Below are 24,418 nucleotides of genomic sequence, written 5' to 3'. Positions count from 1 at the left end.
TCCCGACTCCGCCGACACGTCTCGCGGGTTCCGCCGGTGGGTGGGAACGGGTCCGTGGGCGACGTTGCAGGGCATCGTCGTCGCCGGGTCGGCGGGTGAAGGGCTGATGCTGGCGACGATGCCGCTGCTGGCCGTGACTCTCACGACGGATCCGCGGGCGGTGTCGCTGGTCAACGTCGTCGGGCAGTCGCCGTGGCTGCTGCTGGCGCTGTTCGCGGGCCTGCTGGTCGACCGGGTGCGCAGGACGAGCGTGCTCATGTCCGCCTACGTGATCCAGGCCGGAGCCGCCGCCGTACTGGCCGTCGCGGCGACGGCGGACGGGCTGACGTTGCCGCTGCTGATGTGTGTCGCGTTCGCGGTCACCTCGACGCAGGTGCTGAGCGACGGCGCGAGCGGGGCGCTGCTGCCGACGATCATGGCGCGTGACGACCTGCCCGCGGCGAACGCACGGATCCAGGTGATCGACCGCGGACTCGTGCAGTTCGTCGTGCCGCCGTCGGCGGGCGCGGTCCTGGCGATCGGCCTCGGCGCCCCGGCGTGGGCGGCCTGCGTCATGGCACTGCTGGCGTTGCTGCTGAGCACCCGCCTCCGCGCGTCGGCCGAACCCGCCCCGCTCGGAGTCACGGCCGCGCCCGGCGGGGAGCAGCCCACCCGGGGCAATCCGCTCCGCGACATCGTCGAAGGGTTGCGGTACCTGGTCGCGGCGCCGCTGCTGCGGTCGGTCACGATCACGGTCGCGCTCGGCTCGTTCGCCTCCAGCGCCGTGACGACGATGCTCGTGCTGTACGCGACCGAGGAGCTGGGCCTCGGCGAGGTCGGTTACGGCGCGCTGCTGGCGTGCTTCGCGGTCGGCTGGGTCGTCACGTCGTTGTTCGTGCACCGGCTCGTCGCCCGGTTCGGCTACGCATGGGCGATGCGCGGCGCGCAGACCGCCGCAGCCGTGACACCGGTGCTGATCGCCGTGGCACCGCCGTGGCCTGCGCTGGTCGGGGCGATCCTCGTGGCGCAGTCGTCGGCGGTGCTGGTGTGGAACGTCTGCTCGCAGTCGACGCGGCAGCGCTTCACACCCAACCGCCTGCTGGGGCGGGTCCTGACCAGCCACAAGGCGCTCGCCTGGGGGCTGACCCCGTTGGGCGCGCTGATGGGCGGATTCGTGGCGGCGCACTGGAATCTGCGCGGGGTGTGGTGGATCGCCGCGATCATCCACGCCGTCGGCGCCGTGATCGTCTGGCGCACCATGACACCCACCGCCTTCCGCCAGGCCGAGCGCGACCACGAGGGCGCCGACCCCGCGGCCGGCGCGCGGTGACCCACGAGCCCCGAGCCGGCGCCATCCGGCACTGCCGCGCGGAACCGCGTCGCTGAGGCACGATGGTCGGGCGACGGGTGAGCGCAACACAGTCCCCGGAACCCACAACACAGTCCCCGGAACCCGCAACACGATTCCCGGAACCCGCAACACGGGCCCCGGAATCCGCAACACGCGAGCGAAATCCTCACGGTCAGCCGTCGGCGGCGGGCGTGCCGGACAGCAGTGGTGACGCGACGTCGAGCAGCCACGGCAGCACGCCCGGCAACAGGAGCACGGCGAGCACGGAGAACAGCGGGAAGATCAGCTTGTTCTCGACACCCTTGCCGGTGCGGAACCGCAGCAGCGACGGCGGCCGGAGCTCGTACCAGGTCTCACCCGCGATGGGGAGCGGGAACAGGAACGGGCAGCCGGACTCAGTGAGCGCGTCGCCGAGACAGTGCGTGACGCAGCCGACGGCGACGGCCAGTCCCAGCAGCCCGCCCATGGCCTCGAGTTCCGCGAGCGCATGGGGATTCGCCTCCCACGCCCACCAGATCGCGGCACCGCCCGCCACGGGCAACAGCCAGTCGCCGAGCGCGTCCTCGGCCAGCAGCAGCCCGAGAACGACCACGACCGCGACGACCCACGCGCCGCCCAGATCCGTTCCCGCGGCGACCGCGACGCCGAGAACGGCCGCGAACAGGACGGTGTGCGACAGGTGCCGGTGCATGCCGCTGTGGTTCTCGTCGCGCGGCCCCTTCGTCACCGAGTACACGGCCGACGACGCCGCGCGCAGCATCCGCGAGATCAGGCGCGTCAGCGGGCCGAGCAGTCTCGACGCGCGGGCGCCCGGATGGTCGAGATCCGGGAGCAGTGCGTAGCCCGCGGTCGTCGCGGCGAACACCAGCGTCTGGGCGAACGAGGTGACGCCGGCCAGTGGTGCGACGGCGAGTCCGGCGCACCAGCCGGTGAGGGCGTGCGTGCGGCCCATCATCGGGGAGTCGTCCTCCTGGGAGAGTCGGGAGCAAGATCATCGAACAGTCTTTCGCACGCCTGCCGCCGGGTGAGCGAGCCCCTACGAAAGTGGGGAATCGGCAGGCGAGGTAGGCAGGCGTGGACCACTCGGTGATACTGGCCGGGCTCGCCGGGTCGCGGCGCAGCGAGGGCGCGCCGTCGGCTCGGCGGGTGCAGGCCGGCCGGATCGGGTAGACCGTTCCCATGACGGCGGACACCGACGACCCCGCTGGGCCCGAGCCGCTCCCTTCGGCCCTGCTGCCGATGCTGGCCACACCGGGCTCGCTGCCCGGCGGCGACGGTTGGTCGTACGAGTTCAAGTGGGACGGCGTGCGTGCGCTCGCGCGGTTCGACGGCGACGAGCTCGTCCTGCTGTCCCGGCGCGGCGGCGACATCACCGCCACCTACCCGGAGCTGGCGGGTCTGACCTCGCAGCTCACCGCCTCGGTTTGGCTCGACGGCGAGATCGTGGCGATGGCGGGCGGCGTGCCGAGCTTCGCCGCGTTGCAGAAACGCATGCACGCGGGCGATGCACGAGCGGCGCAGCTGGCCGCACAGGTCCCGGTGACCTATGTCGTGTTCGACGTCCTGCACCACGACGGCCGCGGGCTGCTCACCGCGCCGTACACCGAGCGCCGCGCACTGCTCGACTCCCTGGGGCTGGGCGGGCCGCACGTGGCCGTGTCCCCGTGGTTCGACGACGGTGCCGCGGTCGCCGACACCGCGTCGCGGCGAGGGCTCGAAGGCGTGGTCGCCAAGCGGTCCGACTCGCCGTACCGGCCTGGGCGGCGCAGCGAGGACTGGGTGAAGGTGACCGAGACCGCCACGATGGAGGTCGTCGTCGGGGGCTGGCGGCCCGGCGAGGGGCGGCGCGGGACCACGTTCGGCTCGCTCCTGCTCGGCCTGCCGCGTGGGGATGCGCGCGACGACGGAGGCCCCGCCCGCGCCCCACTGCGGTACGTCGGCCAGGTGGGCACGGGTTTCACCGACGACATGCTCGGCGAGCTGTCGGCGCGGCTGCGCGAGCTGGAGACCACCGACAGCCCGTTCACCGCGGACGAGGTTCCGCGGGATCGTGCCCGCGGCGCGCACTGGGTGCGTCCGGTGCTCGTCGGCGAGGTCGAGTTCAAGGCGTGGACCGACGACGGCAGGCTGCGCGCACCGTCCTGGCGCGGCCTCCGTCCCGATCGAACCCCGGAGGAGTTGGCGCAGTGACAGCGGATCCGAACAACCCGGTCGTCGACATCGACGGCCGTTCGCTTCGATTGTCCAATCTGGACAAGGTGCTGTATCCGGAGACCGGCTTCACGAAGGGCGAGGTCATCGACTTCTACGCCACCGTGGCGCCGGTACTGCTGCCACACGTGCGCGATCGGCCGCTGACACTGAAACGGTTTCCCGACGGGGTGGAGGGGCCGTCGTTCTTCGAGAAGAACGTGTCCCGCCACGCGCCCGACTGGGTACGCACCGTCCGGATCGAGACCCCGGGCAGTTCACGAGGGTCCGAGTACGCGGATTTCGCCCTGGTGCAGGATCTTTCGACACTCGTGTGGACGGCGAACCTCGCGAGCCTGGAGCTCCATGTTCCACAATGGACCGTAGGGCCGCGCGGCGGGGTACGCGAGCCCGATCTGCTGGTGTTCGACCTCGACCCCGGCGAACCCGCCACGGCCGTCGAATGCTGCCGGGTAGCGGAACTACTACGGGACCTGCTGACCGGCGACGGATTCACGGCATACCCGAAAACCAGTGGCTCCAAAGGGATGCAGCTCTACTCGCCCATTCGCACCAACGATTCGAATCATCCGCGCGAGTACGCCAAGCGACTCGCGCAACGTCTGGAACGCGAGTATCCCGACCTCGTCGTGTCTCGCATGACGAAACAGCTTCGCAAGGGCAAAGTCCTGATCGACTGGAGTCAGAACAACACTCAGAAGACGACCGTCGCGCCGTACTCACTGCGTGCCCGCCCCCGCCCCACCGTCTCCATTCCCCTTGCATGGAAAGAAGTTGCAAGTTGCATTGACCCGGACGAGCTGTTTTTCACCGCTGCGGAGGCCAAAGACCGCGTAGCGTCACAAGGGGACCTGTTCGAACCCCTCCTCAGCGTAGACCGCCCCCTGCTCCGCGCAGACACGGGCAACCATGGGTAACAAACGGTCCACATTGAGTGAATAACCCGGCATCTCACACCGGGCGCACGTGCCGGACCACCGCGGACGAATGCTGCGAGCGCGCCGAAGGGTTAACCTGAAACGCATGCCGAAGTCCCGTGCGGGCAGTGCCACTGATCGCCTCCACCGGATCGAGGTGGTCACCGACGCCGCGCTCGCCCACCTAGAGGTCGAACGCCTCCTCGAGGAGCTCCTCGGACGGATTCGGGAACTACTCGCCGCAGACACCGCCACCGTGCTGTTGCTGGACGCGAGCGGTGAACACCTCGTCACGAGAGCGTCGGTGGGCATGGAGGAAGCCGTCCGACAGGGTGCGCGCGTGCGGATCGGCGAGGGATTCGCGGGCAGGATCGCCACGAGCAGGCAACCGGCCGTGCTCCACCACGTCGACGAGACGACGGTCGTCAACCCGATCCTGTGGCACCGCGGAATCCGGTCACTGGCGGGCGTACCGCTCATAGCGGACGGGCAGTTCCTCGGCGTGCTTCATGTCGGTGCGGTCACGGCGCGCCGGTTCAGCGACGCCGAACTCGAGTTCCTCGGCGTGGCGGGCGATCGCGTCGCGATGGCGACGCGCAACCGGATGACCGGCACCGGCCACGCGGCCGCGTTGTCACTCCAGCGCACACTGTTGCCCGGTGCGCTTCCCGAGATAGCCGGTCTCGACATGGCGGCGCGCTACGCACCGGGCGACGCGGGCGGGGTCAGCGGCGATTGGTACGACGTTTTCAAGCTCCCCTCCGGATGGTTCTGCGCCACGATCGGCGATGTCGTGGGCCGCGGCCTCGACGCCGCGACCGTCATGGCACGCCTGCGCACCGCCATCCGCTCGTACGCGCTCGACTCCGCCGACCCGGCCGAGGTCCTGACCAAACTCGACCGTCACATCCGCCACTTCGAGCCGAACATGATGGCGACCGTCGGCTACGCGATGTGGGAACCGTCACTCGGCCGCATGCACCTCTCGCTCGCCGGTCACCTCACCCCCGTGATGGCTCCCGACAACGCACCCGCGCAACTCCCCGACGTCCCCGTCGACCCGCCCGTCGGCGCGGGCCTCGTGCCCAGGCCGCGCCGGACCACCGTTCTCGACGTCGAGCCCGGCACGGCCGTGCTGTTCTACACGGACGGGCTCATCGAACGCAGGCACCGCCCGCTCGACGAGGGTCTGGCGCTGTTGCGCGACGTCGTCCGTTCCGGGCCGCCCGAACCGCTGTGCTCCGACGTGATGCTGCGTCTCGTCGGCGCCGACCCGACCGACGACGACATCGCCCTGCTGGCGATCCGCAGGGAGCCGGACACGACGACTCCGGAGCTGACGTTGACGTTGGAGGCCGTCCCGGAATCGCTCGCCGAGGTACGCGCCGCGCTGCGCCGCTGGCTGCCGACCGTGGGCGCCACCGACGACGACCTCGACGATCTGCTGGTGGTCATCGGCGAGGCGGGCGCGAACGTCGTCGAGCACGCCTACGGACCCGGCGGCGGCCGATTCGAGGTGCGACTGACGGCCTCCGACCGCCGAGTGGAAGGAACGGTGCGGGACCAGGGCAACTGGCGTTCCGCACGAGGAACGAACAGAGGCAGGGGAACGCAGCTGATGCAGCAACTGAGCGACGAGCTGCGCATCGAGCACGACGACGGCGGTACCACCGTGTACCTGTGCAGAAATCTGGGGAACAGGCCATGACGGTGGCGCGCGTCGAACTGCGCGACGAGAACGATCCGCAGTCCGTCGAGATCGCCGTCACGGGGGAGATCGACCTGTCCAACGCCGACCAGGTGCGCAACGAGCTGTACGAGGCGATCGCGAACGACCTCATGCAGGTCTCGGTGAACCTGACCGGCGTGTCCTATCTGGACAGTTCGGGACTGCGGGTGCTGTTCATGCTCGCCGAACGGCTGCAACGACTGCAGACCGAACTGGCCATCGTCGCACCGCCCGGCACACCGGCCCGGCGGATCGTCGAACTCGCAGGCTTCGACGCGGTCGCGACACTGCGTCCCTGACACCGCGTCGTCCCTGACACCCACGTCGCGACCGCGTCCACCGCAGGCCGACCGCGTCCACCGCGGCCGGCCGGTTCAGCCCAGGTCGGCGGTCAGCTCCGGGATGCGCTCCGAGTAGCGGGCGAACAGTTCGGCGTTGCGCTCGTCGCCGCCCGCCACGTTGGCACTCGTCCACAGTGGAAGGACGCTGCCGCGTGCCTCCGCCTGCCGGTGCAGTTCCGTCAGCACGGCCGACCACGTGTACGCGCCGAGAATCGTCGACACGGCCGACGTCCGCGGCGCCCCCGTGGGATACACGGCGTCACCCGCGGGCACGCCTGTGTCGAGCACGAGGTCGGCGTGGTCGGCGACCCGCGTTCCCGAACGGTCCGTCGACCCCGCCGACGCGGCGATCGACGTGACGGCGATCACCGGCACGTCGCGCGCCACGGACTCCTGCGCGATCTCGACCGGATACGGGTTGCGCCCACTCGTGGAGAACACGACGACCACGTCCGGTGGCGTCGGCTGCGCCTCCTTGATCAGCGCGCGACCGCGGCCGATCTCCCGTTCCGCGGCCGTGCTGCGCAACGCGCCGCCGAGCGGCACGACCTCCGGATCCCACAGCGGCCGCACCGCGGCGAGACCACCGGCCCGGTAGAACGTCTCGCACACCATCGCCACGGAATGGCCCGCACCCGCCGTGTGGATGACGCCGCCGCCGTCCACACAGTCGAGCAGCATCGTCGCGGCCCGCGTCAGCTCGTCGGATCTCTCGTCCACCGCATCGAGCAGTTCCCGCACGGTTTCCCTCATCGCGTGCACCTCCCACATCGGCTCGCCGGTGCCAGGTTCGCACCACATGCCGCTCGGAGTGACACGACCCCACGCAGCGTGTCGGCTTCGTCTCACCAGGTGAGGTGACGGGTTTGGGAACGGCTCACTCCGGGAACGAGAAGCGGTCGGCCCCGTGCACGGCCTCGCCTGCGACGAGCGTGGCCTGCACGCCGATGTCGCCGACCTTGGAGGAGGACACCTCCGTGGGGTCGTCGTCCAGCAGCACGAGGTCGGCGTACATACCCCGTTCGAGCCGGCCGCGCACGTTCTCCTGCCCTGCGGCGTAGGCCGCACCGGTGGTGAAGGCGCGCAGCGCCTGCTCGGCGTCGACACGCTCGTCGGGCGAGGCGACCGCCCCGCTCTTCGTGGTGCGCTCGACCAGCGACTGCATCCCCAGCAGCGGCGCGCCAGCCGACACGCACGGCCGGTCGGAACTGCCCACCACGGGAAGCCCCGCGTCCACAAAGGACTTGCTGCGGTACACCCACGGCATGCGTTCCTGTCCGACGGCGTCGGCGATCGTGTCGCCGATCTCGTAGAGGAACCGCGCCTGCGGCACGGGAACCACGTCGAGTGCGGCCATCCGCTCGAGGTGCTCCGGGCGCGTCATCGCGGCGTGCTCGATGCGGTGCCGCACGCCGGGACGTGGCAGCTCGCGCTGCGCCTGCTCGAAGATGTCGAGCGTCAGGTCGATGGCGCGGTCACCGATCGCGTGGGCCGCCACTCGCCAACCTCCGTGGTGTGCGGCGAGAATGCCCTTACGGAGCACCTCGGGGTCGTCGCCCAGCACGCCGTGGTCGTCCGGGTCGCCGTGGCCGCAGAACGGTGCCGTCACGGCGGCGGTGCGGCTCGACAGCGCACCGTCGGTGAAGATCTTCATCGGGCCGATGCGCAGGAACTCGTCGCCGAACCCGGTGCGCAGTCCCAGGTCCAGGCCGTAGGCCTCGTCGACCTCGTGCAGCACCTCGCGCGCGGGCATCAGCTCGACGCGCTGTTTCAGGTCCCCGCGGGCGCGCGCGGCCTGGTAGGCGGCGGCCTCGGCGGGGCTGTGGCCGATCCAGCCACCGCCGATGCCCGCCTCCGTGACGTGCGTGAGGCCCTCGGTCGCGTAGACCGCCGAGGCGCGGGTGATCGCGTCGGCCAGCTCACCGACCGGGTACGGCTTGACCAGCCGGTCCACCAGTTGCTGCGCCTGCTCGGCGAGCAGCCCGGTGGGCGCGCCGTCGGCGCCGCGTTCGACGACCCCGCCCTCGGGCACGGCAGCCGAACCGTCCAGCACGCCCGTGAGCTCGAGGATCCTCGTGCTCACCGTCGCCATGTGCGCCGAGCGGTGCTTGAGCCACACCGGCCTGCCACCGCCCGCACGGTCGAGCGCCGCGCGATCCGGGTGGCCGCCGAGGGCGAAGTCGTCGTACCCGGAGCCGATGACCCAGCCGTCGGCCGGCAGTTTCGCCGCCTCGGCCGCGACGAGGTCGTAGAGCGCCTCCGGCGTCGTCACCGTCGACAGGTCCGTCTCGGCGAGCGACAGGCCGTACCAGACCATGTGGTTGTGGGCGTCGGAGAAGCCCGGCGTGACGGTCGCGCCGCCGCCGTCGACGACGTGACGGGCGGGCAGCTCCGCGACCTCGTCGTCGACCCCGACGATGCGTCCTCCCAACACCCCGATGGTGTGGGCACGCGGGCGGTCGGGGTTCAACGTCAGGGCGCGCACGTCGCGCAGCAGCAGATCCAGCATGGCGACAGGGTAGGCCCATCCCGCCCCGGCGCGCCCCTGAACGCATCGACTCACCCGGCAGGCATCCGCGGCAATCCGTCGTTGACACACGAACATGACGTGTTCAACTGATTGCGCTGACAAGACTGCGGAGCGCCTTTTCTACACCAGGCAGTAGCCCAGCCCCAGGGGGTGGCCGAGTGCTCGTCGACAACCGAACCGCCGCGATCGCGGTCCTGCTGATCCACTTCGGTGTGAATCTCGGCCTGCTGTTGTGGACCGTGGCCGACCCGATGGCATCAACGAGGCCGCTCGCCTGGCTCGTCCTGACCGCCGAGTTCGTTCTCATCGGGACGCTCCTGATGCGGAGGAGTCGGCTCCCGTGGGTTCTCCTCGTCGGCTTGGACGCCGTGTGGACAACCCTGCACATCGCCTCACTGATCGCAGCTCCGGCCGCGTTCACACTCGTACTGACCGTCATCCAGGTCTCGCGGTTGGGACTGCTGCTGACCACACCTGTCCGGAGACTCGCCGAGCCACGGCCGAACTCCGGCGACGGCCACCCGAGTCCTGCTGCGCGCCTGTAACCGGACGCCAACGCCCACAACCGTCGTTACGCGTCCCGCCCTCAGTGCGGTGATGGGCGCGAGCCGACCGGGGTGGGACCCGGCTGCTCCGGTCGCGTCGTGGCCGTCCGGCCCCACCGGCGACGGACCGTCGCACGGGCGATCCGCAGTCCGGCGGCGGGCGTCAGCACCCGCGTCGGCGGGGAGAAGAGGGAGAACACCTCGAGGAAGCGGTCCCGCAACGTCGGATCGGCCGCGGCCGCACCGAAGAAGGTGTCGCCGAGCGGTGCGAGCGCGCGGATCGGCCACGGCAACGGGCCGGTGGTGGCGCCCAGGATGGCCCTGTCCGCAACGGACGCGAACCGCCACGTGTCGCGGATCGGCTTCGCGGCGGCGCGGAAGTACCGGCGAGGCAGGTCGCGGGTGCCCTCGCGCAGCGTCGCGGCCAGCGCTTCGGCCTGCATCGCCGCGACGGCCATGCCCTGGCCGTACGTCGGGTTCAGGCTGCAGACGCCGTCGCCCAGCACGAGCAGTCCGTCGGGAAGGTCCCGCATCCGGTCGTACCGCCGCCAGCGGCTGGCCGGGAACGTACGCGAGTTCGGCTCGGTCAACGGCTCGGCGGAGCGCAGGGCCTCGACCACATGGGCCGGTGCGAATCCGGAGAGGAAGTCGAGCATGCCCGCGGCGTCGGACGGCGGTGCGTGGCCGCGCACTCCGAACACCGACACGTCCCACATGTCGTCCTCGTGGCGGAAGAGCGCCGCACCCGTCGGCCGGTCGGCCGTGGCACTGATCAACACCATTTTCTCGGCCAGCGCTCCGGGGTCGACGCGCAGCTGGAGGCTGGAGTAGGCGGCCCGGACGGTGACGGTGTCCTCGGCGGGTCGCGGGTAGCCGAGCTCCGCCAGCCACGCCGGGGTGCGTGAGCCGCGGCCCAGTGCGTCGACGACGAGGTCGGCGTCGAGGTCGCACGGCCCGTCCGGACCGGTGACGCGTACACCCGTCACGCGCCCGCCGTCGGATCGCGGCCCGTCCACGGCGCACCGATCGAGGATCCGCACCGTCGGCACGCGGGCCAGGTGAGCACGCACCCTGCGTTCCAGCATCGGCCTGCTGGGTACATGGATCGCGCGGTCCGCGCCCGGTGCCGTCCCGGCGAGGTGGTGGCCCAGCGGTTCGAAGTGGATCTCGGCGGCGTCGTCGGTGATCACCGGGACGCCGCGCCCGTCGAGGTCGGCGAGCAGCCCGGGGAAGAAGGCCTCCAGCGACAGGCCGCCCCGCGGCAGCAGCGTGTGCCCGTGCGGCCCCTGCGGCACCCCGCGGCGTGGCTCGGCGGTGTCCGGCAGCGGGTCGCGGTCGAGCACCGTGACCGACTCGTAGTGGTCGGTGAGCACCCGGGCGGCGAGGAGCCCGCCCATTCCCGCACCCATGACGACGGCGTGGTCACCGTGTGTCCTCATGTCCGGCCTCCCTGTTCGACGTCGGAGCACACCCCGACGGGATAACGTTGTTATGTTGGTATTCATAACACAGTTATGCGACGCTCGGCCACCATGAGTACGAAGGAACGTCTGATCGAGGCCGGACTCCGGCTGCTCGAGACGGAGGGGCCGGAGTCGCTGAACGCGCGCAAGCTCGCAGGCGAGATCGGCGCGTCGACGATGACCGTCTACACGCATTTCGGCGGCATGACCGGGCTGTACGAAGCGCTCGTGCGGCGGGCGTTCGTACAGTTCGGCGATGCCCTCGCCGCGCTCGACCGCACCGACGACCCGGTCGCGGACCTCCTCGCACTCGGCATGACGTACCGCGAGTTCGCCTCGGCCAGCCCGCAGCGGTACCGGCTGATGTTCGGCGTCACCGCACCCGGCAGCGGAATCGCGGCGGCCCACGACCTGACCGAGGAGGGGACGCCCAGCGCGATCCCGGAGGCGTCGGCGACCTTCGACGAACTGCGCCGGGCCGTGCAGCGCTCCCTCGACGCCGGGCGGATCCGCGGCGACGACGCCGTCGCGATCGCGGGACAGTTCTGGAGCATGATCCACGGGTTCGTGCTGCTGGAGCTGTCCGGCTTCTTCGGCACCGAAGGCCGCGGTGTCACGACCGTGCTCGCGCCGCACGCGACGAACCTGCTGCTCGGCCTGGGCGACGACCCGGCCGCGGTCGCCGAGTCGACACGGTCGGCACGCGCGCGGTTCGGCGTCGCCGAGGCAGCACTCCGCGTCCCCGGAGCCGGTACGGCCGGCGGGTGACTCTGACAGGATCGGCCACGGCGGTCACCGGCGCCGGCCGAACGTGGCCGGCGCCGCGCCCCCGCCACGCACACTCCGCCACCCGTAGCGGCAATGGGAGAGCAACGTGGGCATGCACGACGGCACGAGCACGCTGAGCCAGTCCGACCGCAAGTCCGAGATCATCGACGTGTTCGTCGACGCTTTCGGCGACATGATCAAGGCGGACCCCGACGCGTTCCGCAAGAAGTTCCGCAAGATGGCCGACAACCCGTTCGCCTTCTACCGCGGGGCGGCCTGCCTGTTCTACCGGGACATGGCGGGCGCCGACGACCCGTGGGCCGACGCCCGCACCGGCCGCATCTGGATCCAGGCCGACCTGCACGCCGAGAACTTCGGCACCTACATGGACTCGGCGGGCCAGCTCGTCTTCGACGTCAACGACTTCGACGAGGCCTACCTGGGTTCGTTCACGTGGGACGTCAAACGGTTCTGCGCCTCGGTGGCGCTGCTGGCCCGACGCAAGGCGATCTCCGACGCCGACATCGAGACGCTGATGGCCACGTTCGTGCGCTCCTACATCCGCATGGTGCGCGCCTTCGCCGACGGCACCCGTGACGAGGAGGAGTTCAAACTCCACCTCAGCAACACCGAGGGTGTCGTCCACGACGTGCTGCTCGACGCCAAGCTGAAGACCCGGATCGACCTGCTGGAGGAGACCACCGTCGTCGAGGAGCACGAACGCCGGTTCCGCCCCGGCCGCGGGGTGCGACGACTCGGCGACGACGAGTACGCGCAGGTACGGCAGGCCTACCACCGGTATCTGGAGACGATCCCGGAGACCAAACGCTTCGAGAGCCTCACCTACGACGTCAAGGACATCGTCGGCCGCAAGGGCTTCGGCATCGGCTCGGCGGGCCTGCCCGCCTACAACATCCTCGTGGAGGGCCGCACCGAGGCGCTCGAGAACGACGTGATCCTGTCGATGAAGCAGGGCAACGTGGCGGCACCGAGCCGTATCGTCGACGACGAGACCATCCGGGACTACTTCGTCCACCACGGACACCGCACGGCCGTGTCGCAACGGGCGTTGCAGGCCCACGCCGACCCGTGGCTCGGCCACACCGAGCTCGGCGGCGAGGGGTACGTCGTGTCGGAGCTGTCCCCGTACGTCCAGGATCTCGACTGGTCGGACCTCACGGAGCCGAAGGAGATGCAGCCGGTGATCGACTACCTCGGACAGGCGACGGCGGGGATGCACTGCGTCTCCGACGCCGACTCCGAGCAGTCGCTGGTCCCGTTCCAGAGCGAGGAGGCGATCCTCTCGGCGATCGGCTCGGACGAGGACGGTTTCGTACGCGACATGGTGACGTTCGGCGCGAACTACGCTCGGCAGACGCGGCAGGACCGGGAACTGTTCGTCGACGCCTTCCGGAACGGCGAGATCCCCGGCCTCGACCCCTCCACCCCGATCTCCTGAAGAAGGCTGGCGTGACGGCACAACTTCTCCTCGGACCCCTCCTGAGACACGTCGGCGAGACCACGGCGACGGTGTGGGTCGAAACCGACTCCGCCTGCGAGGTCGACGTGCTGGGCAACACGGCCCGCACCTTCGAGGTGTACGGCCACCACTACGCCCTGGTCGTCGTCCGCGGCCTCCGGCCGGGCACGAGCACGCCGTACGAGGTGCGGCTCGACGGGCAGCGCGCCTGGCCGGAACCGGATTCGGCCCTGCCCGCGGGCCGGATCCGCACCCTGGGCGCCGACGGCACGTTCCGGCTGGTGTTCGGGTCGTGCCGTCGGCCGGGACACGAACGGGGCATCGGCTCCGACGCGCTCATCGCGTACGCGCGCCGGATGACCGAACTGGCGGAGTCCGACTGGCCGCAGGCGCTGCTGCTGCTCGGTGACCAGGTCTACGCGGACGAACCGACCGCCGAGACGAAGGAGTGGCTCGGTAACCGCCGCGACCTGCGCACGCCGCCCGGTGTCGAGGTGACCGACTTCCACGAGTACGCCCATCTCTACTACGAGAGCTGGACCGAACCGCTGCTGCGCTGGCTGCTCTCCACGGTGCCGACGTCGATGATCTTCGACGACCACGACGTGCGCGACGACTGGAACACCTCCCGGGCGTGGCGCGAGCAGATGTGGAAGAAGCCGTGGTGGCCGGAGCGGATCCAGGACGCGCTGGTGTCGTACTGGGTGTATCAGCATCTCGGCAACCTCGGCCCGGACGAGCTGGCCGACGACGAGATCTTCGCGGCGGTCACCGGCCACGACGGAGACGCCGCGCCGCTGCTGCGCGAGTTCGCCCGGCGCGCCGACGCCGACAGCACCAGCGTCCGGTGGTCCTACCGGCGCGACTTCGGGCGGATCCGGCTGCTGATGATCGACACCAGGGCCGGGCGGATGCTCGAACCGGGCGAGCGGTCGATGGTCGACGACGACGAGTTCTCCTGGATCGAGGAGAACACCGACGGCGAGTTCGACCATCTGCTGCTCGGCTCCTCGCTGCCGTGGCTGCTGCCGCACTCCATCTCCGACGGGGAGTCGATCAACGAACGCGCCTGCGAGAAGCCGGGGCTGCGCGGGCGATGGGCAGAGGTGCTCCGCCAGGCCCTCGACATGGAGCACTGGGCGGCGTTCCGGAAGTCGTTCGACCGGCTCGCGCGCCTCGTCCGCCGGGTGTCGAGCCGCGACGACGCGCCCGCGTCGGTCACCGTGCTGTCCGGCGACGTGCACCATCACTACGCCGCCGAAGCGACGTTCGCCGAACCGGTCCGGTCGCGGGTTCACCAGCTCACCTGCTCGCCGGTGCACAACGAGGCGCCGCCCTACATCGCATGGGGTTTCCGGATCGCGTGGTGGCGGCCGCTGGCGGCCGTCATGCGCCGGTGGGCCCGCCGCGCCGGAGTCGCGCCCGCCGACGTCGAGTGGGATCGGGTGTGGGGGCCGCACCTGCCCAACGCCGTCGCCACCGTCGAGATCGACGGCCGTGAGTCACGGGCGATCTACGAACGCGCCGACGGCGACGAACTCGTCACCGCGACCCGCCTGCCGCTGACGGCACCCGCCGACCGGTCCAGTCGGTGAGAACTGGGACCACAGACCAACTGAGACCGAAACTGAGACCACGCGACGTCAGGGGGCTTCCGGAAAACCGGAAGCCCCCCTGATCGCATCGGAGCCGGCAACAGGATTCGAACCCGCGACCTGCTGTTTACAAGACAGCTGCTCTACCAACTGAGCTATGCCGGCACGCCCCGCCGAAGCGGTTCGCGCGTCCAGTATAGGACCGCCCTCCCCGGCGCGGGCGAACCTCCCGGAACCTGCAACAAACAGCGGCCCAACACACCTCGAACACACACTCCCACCTGCGAAAACGCCTACACGAGGGTAAATTGGACGCGGCGCAACAGGTGGAGCCGAAACGTGTCGCACGACACATGATCCGGGGTGCAACGGCGCAGCCTCCGGAGGCGATGCCATGGGGGAACAGATGAGCAGCTAGGGAGGTGGGGCCGTATGAAACTGAAGCCGCGCGCCAGGACGGCGGGACATCGCCGGCACGCGTGGCAGATCCTCGAAGCGCCGGCCGAGGATCGCAGGCACGAAAGCGACAACAACCGTGGTTCTCGCCATCAACGCGGCCGCAACAACCTCCGGCAGCGCGCATGGCAGATCCTCGAGGCCCCCACCGGCGAACACCCCGCGGTCGAACCCGACGCGGCGATCGGCCCCCAGCTTCCCGACGAACCGACCGTGCACATGGTGCTCGATCTCGTCGTGCGCATCGGCGAGGTCCAGATGGCCAGCGGGGCGGGCGCCTCGGACGTCACCGCGACGATCCTCTCGCTCACCCGCGCGCTCGGCCTGCCGCACTGCGAGGTCGAGGTGATCTTCACGTCGATCACCGTGTCGTGTCACCGGGGCAGCGAGCTGTCACCGGTGACGGCCCTGCGCGTGGTCCGGTCCCGCAGCCTCGACTACACGCGGCTGTCCGACACCGAACGTCTCGTGCAGAAGCTGCTCCGCAACAAGCTCAGCGCCGAGGAGGCCTACGCCGAACTGCACCGCGTCACCGGCGCGGGCCACCCGTACCCGCGGTGGGTGTCGACGCTCGCGTGGGGCGGCATGGCCGGTTTCATCGCGTTGCTCCTCGGCGGTGACATCTGGACCGCACTCGTCGCGTTCGTGATCAGCTCGGTGACCGACCGGGTCGGCCGCATGCTCAACCGCGTGTCGATGCCGTTCTTCTTCCAGCAGATCACCGGCGGCGCGCTGGCGTCGGCGGCGGCGATCGGCGTCGTCAACCTGGACGTGATGCCGCTGGAGAAACCGACGTTGGTGGTGGCGGCCGCGTTGACGGTGCTGCTCTCCGGACTGTCGACGGTCTCGGCCGTACAGGACGCGATCACCGGCTACTACGTCACCGCGGCCGGACGAAGTCTGGAGGTCGCACTGATGTCGGCGGGGCTGATCACCGGTGTGGCCGGTGGCATGCAGTTCGCCGAGTACCTCGGTGCGGCGAGCACACCGGTGCCGACCGTGCCGCCACTCCACGTGCTGAACCTGCCGATCGTGATTCTGGCGGGTACGGGTGCGGCCGCGTGCTTCGCGCTCGCGTCGTACGCGAGCCTGCGCCCGCTGTTCGTCGCGGCGTGCGCGGGAGCGGTCGGCGCGTGTGCCTACGGCACGCTGATGGTCTTCGCGGCGGGGCCGATCGTCGCGTCGGCGATCGCCGCCACACTCGTCGGCCTCGGCGGCGGTGTCATGGCACGCAGGCTGAAGGTGACGCCCCTGGTCGTGGCGGTCTCCGGCATCACCCCGCTGTTGCCCGGTTTCGCCACCTACCGCGGACTGTCCGAATTGGCCGACTTCGGCAACCTGACACCGCTGATGGGTGCCGTCGCGATCGGTATCGCACTCGCCGCAGGCGTGGTATTCGGCGAGTTCCTCGCCCAGCCCGTCCGAACCGGACTCGGCAGGCTGGAACGCAGGCTCGCAGGCCCGCGCATGGCAGGCCCGATCGATCCCGGAGGAAGCCCCGAATAACCGCACCGCGCTAGTGTTCAACCCATGGCCCCCGCGCAGGAGAAGCCCGAAGCAGTGTCGTCGAACGCCGTGCCCTCGAACAGCTCCGAGTCGTCGAACGCCGAGCCTTCGAACGCCGAGCCCGCGAACAATGCCGGGTCGCGGGCAGGCGCGGCGGGGTCGAACGGGTCCCGGCCCGCGACGTCGCCCGATCCGGAGCAAGGCCGGCAGCGCCAGGGTGCGGAGTTCGTGGTCGTCGCCAACCGGTTGCCGGTCGACCTGGAGCGCACCGAGGACGGGAACCAGCGCTGGACACAGAGCCCCGGCGGGCTCGTGTCCGCGCTGGAACCGTTCCTCCGCTCCCGCAACGGCGCGTGGGTCGGCTGGCCGGGCGTGCCGGACGTCGACGTCGACGAGTTCAGCGACGACGGCCTCGTCCTGCACCCGGTCCGGCTGAGCTCGACCGAGGTCCGCGACTACTACGAGGGCTTCTCCAACGCCACGCTGTGGCCGCTGTACCACGACGTCGTCGCCCGGCCGATCTTCGACCGCAGCTGGTGGGACGCGTACGTGCGCGTCAACCAGCGGTTCGCCGAGGCCGCCGCGGCCGTGGCGGGCGACGGCGCCACGGTGTGGGTGCAGGACTACCAGCTGCAGCTCGTGCCGACGATGTTGCGCGAACTGCGGCCCGACCTGCGCATCGGCTTCTTCCTGCACATTCCGTTCCCGCCGGTGGAGCTGTTCATGCAGCTGCCGTGGCGTGCGGAGATCGTGCGCGGGCTCATCGGCGCCGACCTCGTCGGTTTTCACCGGCCCGGCGGTGCGCAGAACTTCCTGTGGCTGGCGCGCCAGCTGATCGGCCTCGAACCGAGCCGCGGGTCCGTCGGTGTGCGGTCACGGCCCGGCATGGTGCAGGTCGACGACCGCACCGTGCGCGTCGGCGCGTTCCCCATCTCGATCGACGCGGCCGGGCTCGACAAGCTGTCCCGCAGCAAGTCCGTCATCGAGCGTGCCGCCCAGGTGCGGGAGGAGCTCGGCAGCCCGAAGAAGATCCTGCTCGGCATCGACCGGCTCGACTACACCAAGGGCATCGACCTGCGGCTGCAGGCGTTCCACGAGCTGCTGCAGGAGGGCCGCGTCGAGCCCGGCGACGTCACGTTCATCCAGCTGGCGACGCCGAGCCGCGAACGCGTCGAGCACTACCAGCAGATGCGCGTCGACATCGAGCAGATCGTCGGCCGCATCAACGGCGAGTTCGGCCGGGTGGGCCACACGGTGCTGCACTATCTGCACCAATCCATCGACCGCAGCGAGCTCGCCGCGCTGTTCCTGGCGGCGGACGTCATGGTCGTGACGCCGCTGCGCGACGGCATGAACCTCGTCTGCAAGGAGTACGTCGCCGCCCGCCACGACCTCGGCGGAGCGCTGCTGCTCTCGGAGTTCGCGGGCGCCGCAGCCGAGCTGAGCAGCGCTTTTCTCGTCAACCCGCACGATCTGGACGGGGTGAAGAACGCACTCGAACAGGCTATTAAGCTCGACCCCGCGGAAGGTCGCCGACGAATGCGCGCCTTGCGTCGTCAGGTACTGACGCACGACGTCGACAGGTGGGCGCGCTCGTTCCTCGAAGCCCTCGGGGCCGGGCCGGCGACCTGAGCACTCCCGCGAGTGCATCGACGAACTGGGGCCTGAGGCAGCACCCGTGCCGGGTTCGAGCCGCGACAGCGGCCACGACAACCGAGTGGAAACGGCCCCAGCCGGAGAACTCACCCGCGAAAACTCCTTAAGGAGGAGTGTTGACCGCCGAGGCCCTGCCCGCTGAGCTGCGGCGCGCGATCATGCAGATCGCGCGGACGCCGCGCCTGCTGGTCGCGTGCGACTACGACGGCACGCTGGCGCCCATCACCGAGAAGCCCGACGAGGCCCGCCCGCTGGCGGAGTCGGTCGGTGCGCTCCGGTCGCTGGCCGCCCAGCACGAGACGACGACCGCCGTGATCTCCGGTAGAGCACTGCGCGACCTCGCGACGCTCTCGCGCCTTCCCGCCGAGGTCCACCTGGTCGGCAGCCACGGCTCCGAGTTCGACGTCGGCTTCGTGCACGACCTCGACGACGAGTCCCGGGCGCTGCGGGGCCGCATCGAGGCCGAGCTGGATCGCATCGTCGACGGCGCTCCGGGGGCCGAGCTCGAGGTCAAGCCCGCGGGCGTGGCCGTGCACGTCCGCCGCGCCTCGCGGGAGGACGCCGCCCGCATCGTCGAGGACGTCCACAAGGGACCGTGTACGTGGGAGGGCGTGTCGGTCACCGACGGCAAAGAGGTCGTCGAACTGTCGGTCGTGCAGACGAACAAGGGCAGCGCGCTCGGCACACTGCGCCACCAGGTCGGCGCCACCGCCGCGCTGTTCATCGGCGACGACGTCACCGACGAGAAGGCGTTCGAACAGCTGACCGGCCCGGACCTGGGCATCAAGGTGGGCGACGGTGACACCCTCGCGCACCACCGGGTCGGCGACACGGAACAGGTCGCGACGATCCTGGCATTCCTGCTCGAGGAGCGCCGCAACTGGCTCTACGGCGAGCAGGCCGCGCCGATCGAGCGACTCTCGATGCTCGCCTCCTCGCGGTCGGTGGCACTGTTGACGCCGGACGCGAAACTCACCTGGCTCGCCCACCCCGGGCCGGACTCCGCGGCCGTGTTCGCCGACCTGCTCGGCGGCGAGGGCGCGGGCCACTTCACGATCGCCCCGCACCGCAACGGCCTGCCTCTGGGACAGCGCTACCTGCCGGGCACGATGACCGTCGAGACGCGCTGGTCGCGGCTGCTGGTCACCGACTACATGGACCCCGAGGCGCCCGCCCACCGCACCGACATCGTGCGCGTCATCTCCGGCGAGGCGACGGCCGAGGTCACCTTCGCGCCGCGGCCCGAGTTCGGCGGCGTGCCCGTGCGGCTCGTCCCCTACGAGGATGGCCTGCAGGTTCTCGGCACCTCCGAGGCGTTCGTGCTGCGCTCGCCCGGCGTGAACTGGGAGATCAACAGCGACGGCGTGCACGACACGGCGACCGCGCTGGTGCAACCGCAGCCCGGCGCGCCCGTCGTGCTGGAGCTGCGCTGCGGCACCACCGACCTGGCCGCCCACGAACTGCCGGAGCTCGAACGCCGCGCGGAGGCGGGCCGGTACTGGAGCACGTGGGTCGCCACCCTGAAGCTTCCCGACGCCGAGCCGGAACTCGTCTCCCGGTCGGCGCTCACCCTGCGCGGCCTGATCCACGCCGACACCGGCGGCGTGATGGCCGCGGCGACGACGTCCCTGCCCGAGGAGATCGGCGGCGTCCGGAACTGGGACTACCGCTACTGCTGGATCCGCGACGGCGCGATGACCATGCGGGAGCTGGTCACGCTCGGTTCCCTCGACGAGGCCGAGGCGTTCCTGGGCTGGCTGCACGGCGTGCTGTCGACCCTGCCCGGTCCGGAACGGCTGCACCCGCTGTACACGCTCGCGGGCACGCAGCTCGGCGCCGAGGCCGTCATCGACTCGCTGCCCGGCTACAAGGGCTCGCGACCGGTGCGCGTCGGCAACCTCGCCAACCACCAGGTGCAGCTCGACGTCTTCGGCCCGGTCGTCGAACTCGTCATGACCCTCGCCGAGGCGCGTGGCGACCTGCGCGACGAGGACTGGCAGATGGTGCGCGCCATGGCCGAGGCCGTCAGCCGCCGGTGGGACGAACCCGACCACGGCATCTGGGAGGAGCGCCACGTGCCGCGGCACCGCGTGTACTCCCGCGTGATGTGCTGGCAGACCCTCGCCCTGGCCATCCGGCTCGGCGAGATCTACGACCGCGAGGTCCCGGCGGGCTGGCCCGAGCTGCGCGACGAGATCGCCGCCGACGTGCTCGAGAACGGCTGGAACTCCGAGGTCAAGGCCTACACCACCGCCTACGACGGCACCGACCTCGACGCCGCGTCGCTCTTCGTGGGCCTCGCCGGCCTGCTCGACCCGCAGGACGAGCGGTTCCAGCAGACGGTCACCGCCATCGAGGCCGAACTGCGCAGCGGTTCGACCGTGTACCGGTACCACCGCGACGACGGCCTGCCCGGCGGCGAAGGCGGGTTCCACCTGTGCGCCGCGTGGCTCATCGAGGCGTACCTGCTCACCGGCAGGCGCACCGAGGCCGAGGAGCTGTTCGACCAGCTCGTCGACGCCGCGGGGCCGACGGGGCTGCTGCCCGAGCAGTACGACCCGGTCGCCGAGCGCTCGCTGGGCAACCACCCGCAGGCCTACTCCCACATCGGGCTGATCCGCTGCGCGAGGCTGCTCGCCCGCTGACCTCGCGGGGCCCGAGAGCTTCGCACACCGCCCGCTGCGCTGCGGCCGAGTTCGATCACCGGATTCGGCCGCAGCGCTATTCGGCCGCAGCGCTGTTCGCCCGCGACGGTTCGCCTACGGGTGCCGACCACAAAACCTTCAAATTTGTGGCGTGAATCACAAATCGTGATTTCGTGCAGCATGGCGTCCGAGTTCGTACGTCTCCCCCGCGTAGCCGGCCGGGGCGTACGTCGGGGGCGCCCCGGCCGGCGCCCTTTCGCTCTGCACCACCCGCCCGACGGACTAGTCCGGGACGTACTGCACGGCGTGCACCGCGCTCGCGAGGTCGGCGACCTCCAGTGCCTTGATGCCGTCGGGCAACGGCCCCGGATCCGGCGGAACGAGCGCGTGCGTGAACCCCATGCGCGCCGCCTCCGTCAGCCTCCTGCCGACGCCGGTCACGCGCCGCACCTCGCCGGCGAGGCCGACCTCGCCGATCGCGACGAGCTTCGGCGACAGCGCCTGGTCGGCGAAGGCCGACGACACGGCCAGAGCGGCCGCCAGGTCCACCGCGGGTTCGGTCACCTTCATCCCGCCGACGGTCGCCACGTAGACGTCCTTGTCGCCGAGTGCCGCACCGCCGCGTTTCTCCAGCACCGCCAGCACCATGCTCACCCGTGAGGAGTCGAGTCCGCTCACCGCGCGCCGCGGCTGGTTCAGGTACGACTTGCCCACGAGTGCCTGCACCTCGGCCAGCAACGGCCGTTTGCCCTCCACGGTGACGGTCACCGCGGTCCCCGGAACCGCTTCGGCGTGCCGGTTGACGAACAGCCCCGACGGATCGGGCACGCCCACGATGCCGTCGTCGCGCAGTTCGAAGCAGCCGATCTCGTCGGCGGCGCCGAACCGGTTCTTCACGCCGCGGACCATGCGCAACGTCGAATGCCGGTCACCCTCGAAATGCAGGACGACGTCGACGAGATGCTCCAGCACACGCGGCCCCGCGACCGAGCCCTCCTTCGTGACGTGCCCGACGAGGACCACGGGCAGCCCCCGCTCCTTGGCCAGCGCGACGAGCGCCGACGTGACGGCCCGGACCTGCGTGACACCGCCCGGCGAGCTCTCGACCTGCGGCGACGACATCGTCTGGACCGAGTCGACGATCAGCAGGCCCGGTTTGACGTCGTCGACGTGGCCGAGCAGCGCGGACAGGTCGCTCTCGGCGGCGAGGAACATGGAGTCGTCGACGTTGCCGGTGCGCTCGGCGCGCAGTCGCACCTGTCCCGCGGATTCCTCGCCCGTGACGTACAGCGCCGGCGTACCGCTCTCCGCGGCCCAGCGATACGCGACCTCCAGCAACAGGGTCGACTTGCCGACGCCGGGCTCCCCGGCGAGCAGCACCACGACGCCGGGTACGAGGCCGCCGCCCAGTACGCGGTCGAGTTCGGACACCCCGGTCGGCGACGCCCGCGACGACTCGACGTCGACCTGCGCGATCGGGCGCGCGGGGGCACTCGGCGCCCCCGCCGCCACGCGGGCGACCTGTGGACGCGCGTCACCGCGCTCCTCGATCGTGCCCCACGCCTGGCATTCCGGGCACCGGCCGACCCACTTGGCGACCTCGTAGCCGCACTCGGCGCAGCGGTAGGTACTCGACGTCTTCTTGGCCACGTCCGGGACCGTATCGACCACCACCGACAGTCCGGCGGCGCAGTCCTGTCATCGAGGCGTCACCGGCCCCGGCGCGGACTGCCGGCGCAGCACCGTCGGCGGCCCCGGCACCGGCGGGAGTGGCTCAGTGGCCTCCGCCGCCGTGCCCCTCGTCCTCGGAGGGCGCGTCGTGCCGCGGCTCGTCCGACACCTTCACGGGCAGCTTGACCTCGAGCGTGCCCGCGTCGCGGAACGTGAGCGTCGCGGTGACGTCCTGGCCGGGCCGGATCTCGCGTGTGAGTCCCTGGAGCGTCATCTCGCCGTCCAGCTGGGCCGCGTCCGGCTTGCCCGGGCCGACGGCGAGCGTGGTGTCGGCGGGCAGGGCCGTCTCACCCTGGATCGCCACGTTCTCGGCGGCGTCGGTGGTCACCGACTGCAGCTCGTCGGCCTGCTCGCCGGAGTTGACGATGCTCATGACGACGTCGGCGTCGGAGCCCTCGAGGTAGGCCGCAGGCTTCACGTTCTCCGGATAGGCGAGCTCCGCGTTGCGCACGGCGATGGTCCCGACCTCGGCCGAACCGCCGTTGACGCCCGCGACCTGGGTGTCCGTCTGCGTGATCTGGCCTGCGCCGCATCCCGCGACGAGGAGCGAGATACCTGCGATGCCCGCACCGATCATGCGACGTTTCACTGCTCGTGTCCTTCCTTGCGCCTGCAACGCGTCACCACCCACTCCCGGGAGAGGCGGCCGGTAGGCAGACTATCCCGGCCGCCGCGGGCGGACATCACGTGGTGGCGAGTACGACACCACGTAGGGGTGGACACCCGTGACCGGGCACTTCGTCGCGAACCGGACGGCGAAAATGTCCATAATGGATTTGAAATCGACGGGAAACGGATCCCGGCCCACCTGCGTGAGTATGCGAATTCCGTCGTTGTCAAGCCCCTAAGGCAGTCCGATTAGCCCACTGACCTGCGAGGACGAAGGCAGCCGCCTGGTTGGGCACACGTCGGACGTGCTAAGCTGGCTACAGCGAAAGGGGCAGAGGACACATGGTTTTTAAGGTCGGAGAGACCGTCGTCTACCCGCACCACGGTGCCGCACTCATCGAAGCGATCGAGACCCGCGTGATCAAGGGCGAGGAGAAGCAGTACCTCGTCCTCAGGGTCGCGCAGGGTGATCTGACCGTTCGCGTTCCCGCCGACAACGCCGAGATCGTCGGTGTGCGTGACGTCGTGGGAGAAGACGGCCTCAATCACGTTTTCGACGTGCTGCGTGCTCCCCACACCGACGAACCGACCAACTGGTCGCGTCGGTACAAGGCCAACCTCGAGAAACTCGCCTCCGGCGATGTGAACAAGGTGGCCGAAGTGGTGCGCGACCTCTGGCGGCGGGAAAAGGACCGCGGCTTGTCCGCAGGTGAGAAGCGGATGCTGGCCAAGGCGCGGCAGATCCTCGTGAGCGAGCTGGCGCTCGCCGAAGGTACCGACGAAGGCAAGGCCGAGGTGCTGCTCGACGAGGTTCTCGAAACCGCGGTCGTCTAGCTCCAGCGATTGCACAAGGTCGTACGACCCTGAACGTCATCGCACTGGTTCCGCTCGGGAACGGGGACGTGG

Annotated in this window: 19 protein-coding genes and 1 tRNA gene; 13 read left to right on the top strand and 7 right to left on the bottom strand. The window is 70.5% G+C overall.

Annotated features, from left to right (window positions below; genetic code table 11):
• Positions 1-106 precede the first annotated feature (106 nt).
• A complete protein-coding gene (locus LY13_RS03255) occupies positions 107-1,309 on the top strand; it encodes an MFS transporter (RefSeq protein WP_253826791.1) in 1,203 nt (400 codons plus the stop codon).
• A gap of 193 nt (positions 1,310-1,502) precedes the next feature.
• Here the strand turns inward: LY13_RS03255 and LY13_RS03250 are convergent, their stop codons facing one another.
• Positions 1,503-2,285: a metal-dependent hydrolase gene (locus LY13_RS03250; protein ID WP_253826616.1), complete on the bottom strand. Its 783-nt coding sequence runs from the start codon at positions 2,283-2,285 to the stop codon at positions 1,503-1,505.
• Between the two features lie 224 nt (positions 2,286-2,509).
• Here LY13_RS03250 and ligD (LY13_RS03245) point away from each other — a divergent pair, with 224 nt between their 5' ends.
• The 4 genes from ligD (LY13_RS03245) to LY13_RS03230 all read left to right on the top strand — a co-directional run bounded on the left by ligD (LY13_RS03245) (position 2,510) and on the right by LY13_RS03230 (position 6,486).
• Positions 2,510-3,520, top strand: coding sequence for a non-homologous end-joining DNA ligase (gene ligD / locus LY13_RS03245; RefSeq protein WP_308216255.1), 1,011 nt, complete (start codon positions 2,510-2,512; stop codon positions 3,518-3,520).
• The gene (gene ligD / locus LY13_RS03240; RefSeq protein ID WP_253826615.1) at positions 3,517-4,458 is read left to right on the top strand and encodes a non-homologous end-joining DNA ligase; all 942 of its coding nucleotides are present in this window, start codon (positions 3,517-3,519) and stop codon (positions 4,456-4,458) included. The genes ligD (LY13_RS03245) and ligD (LY13_RS03240) overlap by 4 nt, the downstream gene beginning before the upstream one ends.
• A gap of 106 nt (positions 4,459-4,564) precedes the next feature.
• Positions 4,565-6,166: an ATP-binding SpoIIE family protein phosphatase gene (locus LY13_RS03235; protein WP_253826614.1), complete on the top strand. Its 1,602-nt coding sequence runs from the start codon at positions 4,565-4,567 to the stop codon at positions 6,164-6,166.
• On the top strand, positions 6,163-6,486 hold the full coding sequence (locus LY13_RS03230; protein WP_253826613.1) for an STAS domain-containing protein: 324 nt from the start codon (positions 6,163-6,165) through the stop codon (positions 6,484-6,486). The genes LY13_RS03235 and LY13_RS03230 overlap by 4 nt, the downstream gene beginning before the upstream one ends.
• Positions 6,487-6,561: 75 nt before the next feature.
• Here the strand turns inward: LY13_RS03230 and LY13_RS03225 are convergent, their stop codons facing one another.
• Together LY13_RS03225 and LY13_RS03220 are read right to left on the bottom strand one after the other, a co-directional pair.
• A complete protein-coding gene (locus LY13_RS03225) occupies positions 6,562-7,281 on the bottom strand; it encodes an SIS domain-containing protein (protein ID WP_253826612.1) in 720 nt (239 codons plus the stop codon).
• 124 nt (positions 7,282-7,405) lie between these two features.
• On the bottom strand, positions 7,406-9,037 hold the full coding sequence (locus tag LY13_RS03220) for an amidohydrolase (protein ID WP_253826611.1): 1,632 nt from the start codon (positions 9,035-9,037) through the stop codon (positions 7,406-7,408).
• Between the two features lie 179 nt (positions 9,038-9,216).
• Here LY13_RS03220 and LY13_RS03215 point away from each other — a divergent pair, with 179 nt between their 5' ends.
• Complete coding sequence (locus tag LY13_RS03215) at positions 9,217-9,603, top strand: hypothetical protein (RefSeq protein ID WP_253826610.1); 387 nt, start codon at positions 9,217-9,219, stop codon at positions 9,601-9,603.
• 41 nt (positions 9,604-9,644) lie between these two features.
• Here LY13_RS03215 and LY13_RS03210 read toward each other — a convergent pair whose 3' ends face one another.
• On the bottom strand, positions 9,645-11,042 hold the full coding sequence (locus LY13_RS03210; RefSeq protein WP_253826609.1) for an FAD-dependent oxidoreductase: 1,398 nt from the start codon (positions 11,040-11,042) through the stop codon (positions 9,645-9,647).
• 93 nt (positions 11,043-11,135) lie between these two features.
• Between LY13_RS03210 and LY13_RS03205 the strand changes: the two genes are divergently transcribed.
• From LY13_RS03205 to LY13_RS03195, 3 genes are all read left to right on the top strand, one after another.
• Positions 11,136-11,834 carry a TetR/AcrR family transcriptional regulator gene (locus LY13_RS03205; RefSeq protein ID WP_253826608.1) on the top strand — a complete coding sequence of 233 codons (699 nt, stop codon included), beginning with the start codon at positions 11,136-11,138 and terminating at the stop codon, positions 11,832-11,834.
• A 112-nt stretch (positions 11,835-11,946) separates the two neighbouring features.
• Positions 11,947-13,293 (top strand): DUF2252 domain-containing protein, encoded by a 1,347-nt coding sequence (locus LY13_RS03200; protein ID WP_253826790.1) that lies wholly within the window; start codon positions 11,947-11,949, stop codon positions 13,291-13,293.
• Positions 13,294-13,304: 11 nt separating this feature from the next.
• The gene (locus LY13_RS03195) at positions 13,305-14,909 is read left to right on the top strand and encodes an alkaline phosphatase D family protein (protein WP_253826607.1); all 1,605 of its coding nucleotides are present in this window, start codon (positions 13,305-13,307) and stop codon (positions 14,907-14,909) included.
• 92 nt (positions 14,910-15,001) lie between these two features.
• Here the strand turns inward: LY13_RS03195 and LY13_RS03190 are convergent.
• Positions 15,002-15,074: transfer RNA gene (locus tag LY13_RS03190), tRNA-Thr, on the bottom strand.
• 267 nt (positions 15,075-15,341) lie between these two features.
• Here LY13_RS03190 and LY13_RS03185 point away from each other — a divergent pair.
• The 3 genes from LY13_RS03185 (at position 15,342) to otsB (ending at position 21,172) form a co-directional block, all read left to right on the top strand.
• A complete protein-coding gene (locus tag LY13_RS03185) occupies positions 15,342-16,871 on the top strand; it encodes a threonine/serine exporter family protein (protein WP_253826606.1) in 1,530 nt (509 codons plus the stop codon).
• 24 nt (positions 16,872-16,895) lie between these two features.
• Complete coding sequence (locus LY13_RS03180) at positions 16,896-18,503, top strand: alpha,alpha-trehalose-phosphate synthase (UDP-forming) (protein ID WP_253826605.1); 1,608 nt, start codon at positions 16,896-16,898, stop codon at positions 18,501-18,503.
• A 140-nt stretch (positions 18,504-18,643) separates the two neighbouring features.
• On the top strand, positions 18,644-21,172 hold the full coding sequence (otsB, locus tag LY13_RS03175) for a trehalose-phosphatase (protein ID WP_253826604.1): 2,529 nt from the start codon (positions 18,644-18,646) through the stop codon (positions 21,170-21,172).
• Positions 21,173-21,454: 282 nt separating this feature from the next.
• Here otsB and radA read toward each other — a convergent pair whose 3' ends face one another.
• The gene (gene radA, locus LY13_RS03170; protein ID WP_253826603.1) at positions 21,455-22,822 is read right to left on the bottom strand and encodes a DNA repair protein RadA; all 1,368 of its coding nucleotides are present in this window, start codon (positions 22,820-22,822) and stop codon (positions 21,455-21,457) included.
• A gap of 124 nt (positions 22,823-22,946) precedes the next feature.
• Positions 22,947-23,492: a copper chaperone PCu(A)C gene (locus tag LY13_RS03165; RefSeq protein ID WP_253826602.1), complete on the bottom strand. Its 546-nt coding sequence runs from the start codon at positions 23,490-23,492 to the stop codon at positions 22,947-22,949.
• A gap of 362 nt (positions 23,493-23,854) precedes the next feature.
• Here LY13_RS03165 and LY13_RS03160 point away from each other — a divergent pair, with 362 nt between their 5' ends.
• Positions 23,855-24,346, top strand: a complete 492-nt coding sequence (locus LY13_RS03160; protein ID WP_253826601.1) for a CarD family transcriptional regulator — start codon at positions 23,855-23,857, stop codon at positions 24,344-24,346.
• Positions 24,347-24,418: the final 72 nt, after the last annotated feature.

The sequence above is a fragment of the Prauserella aidingensis genome, from assembly GCF_024171865.1.
In the GTDB taxonomy this organism is placed as follows: Bacteria; Actinomycetota; Actinomycetes; order Mycobacteriales; family Pseudonocardiaceae; genus Prauserella; species Prauserella aidingensis.
The sequence above is the reverse complement of the archived record's forward strand: the minus strand, read 5'-3'. Positions and strand labels throughout refer to the sequence as shown.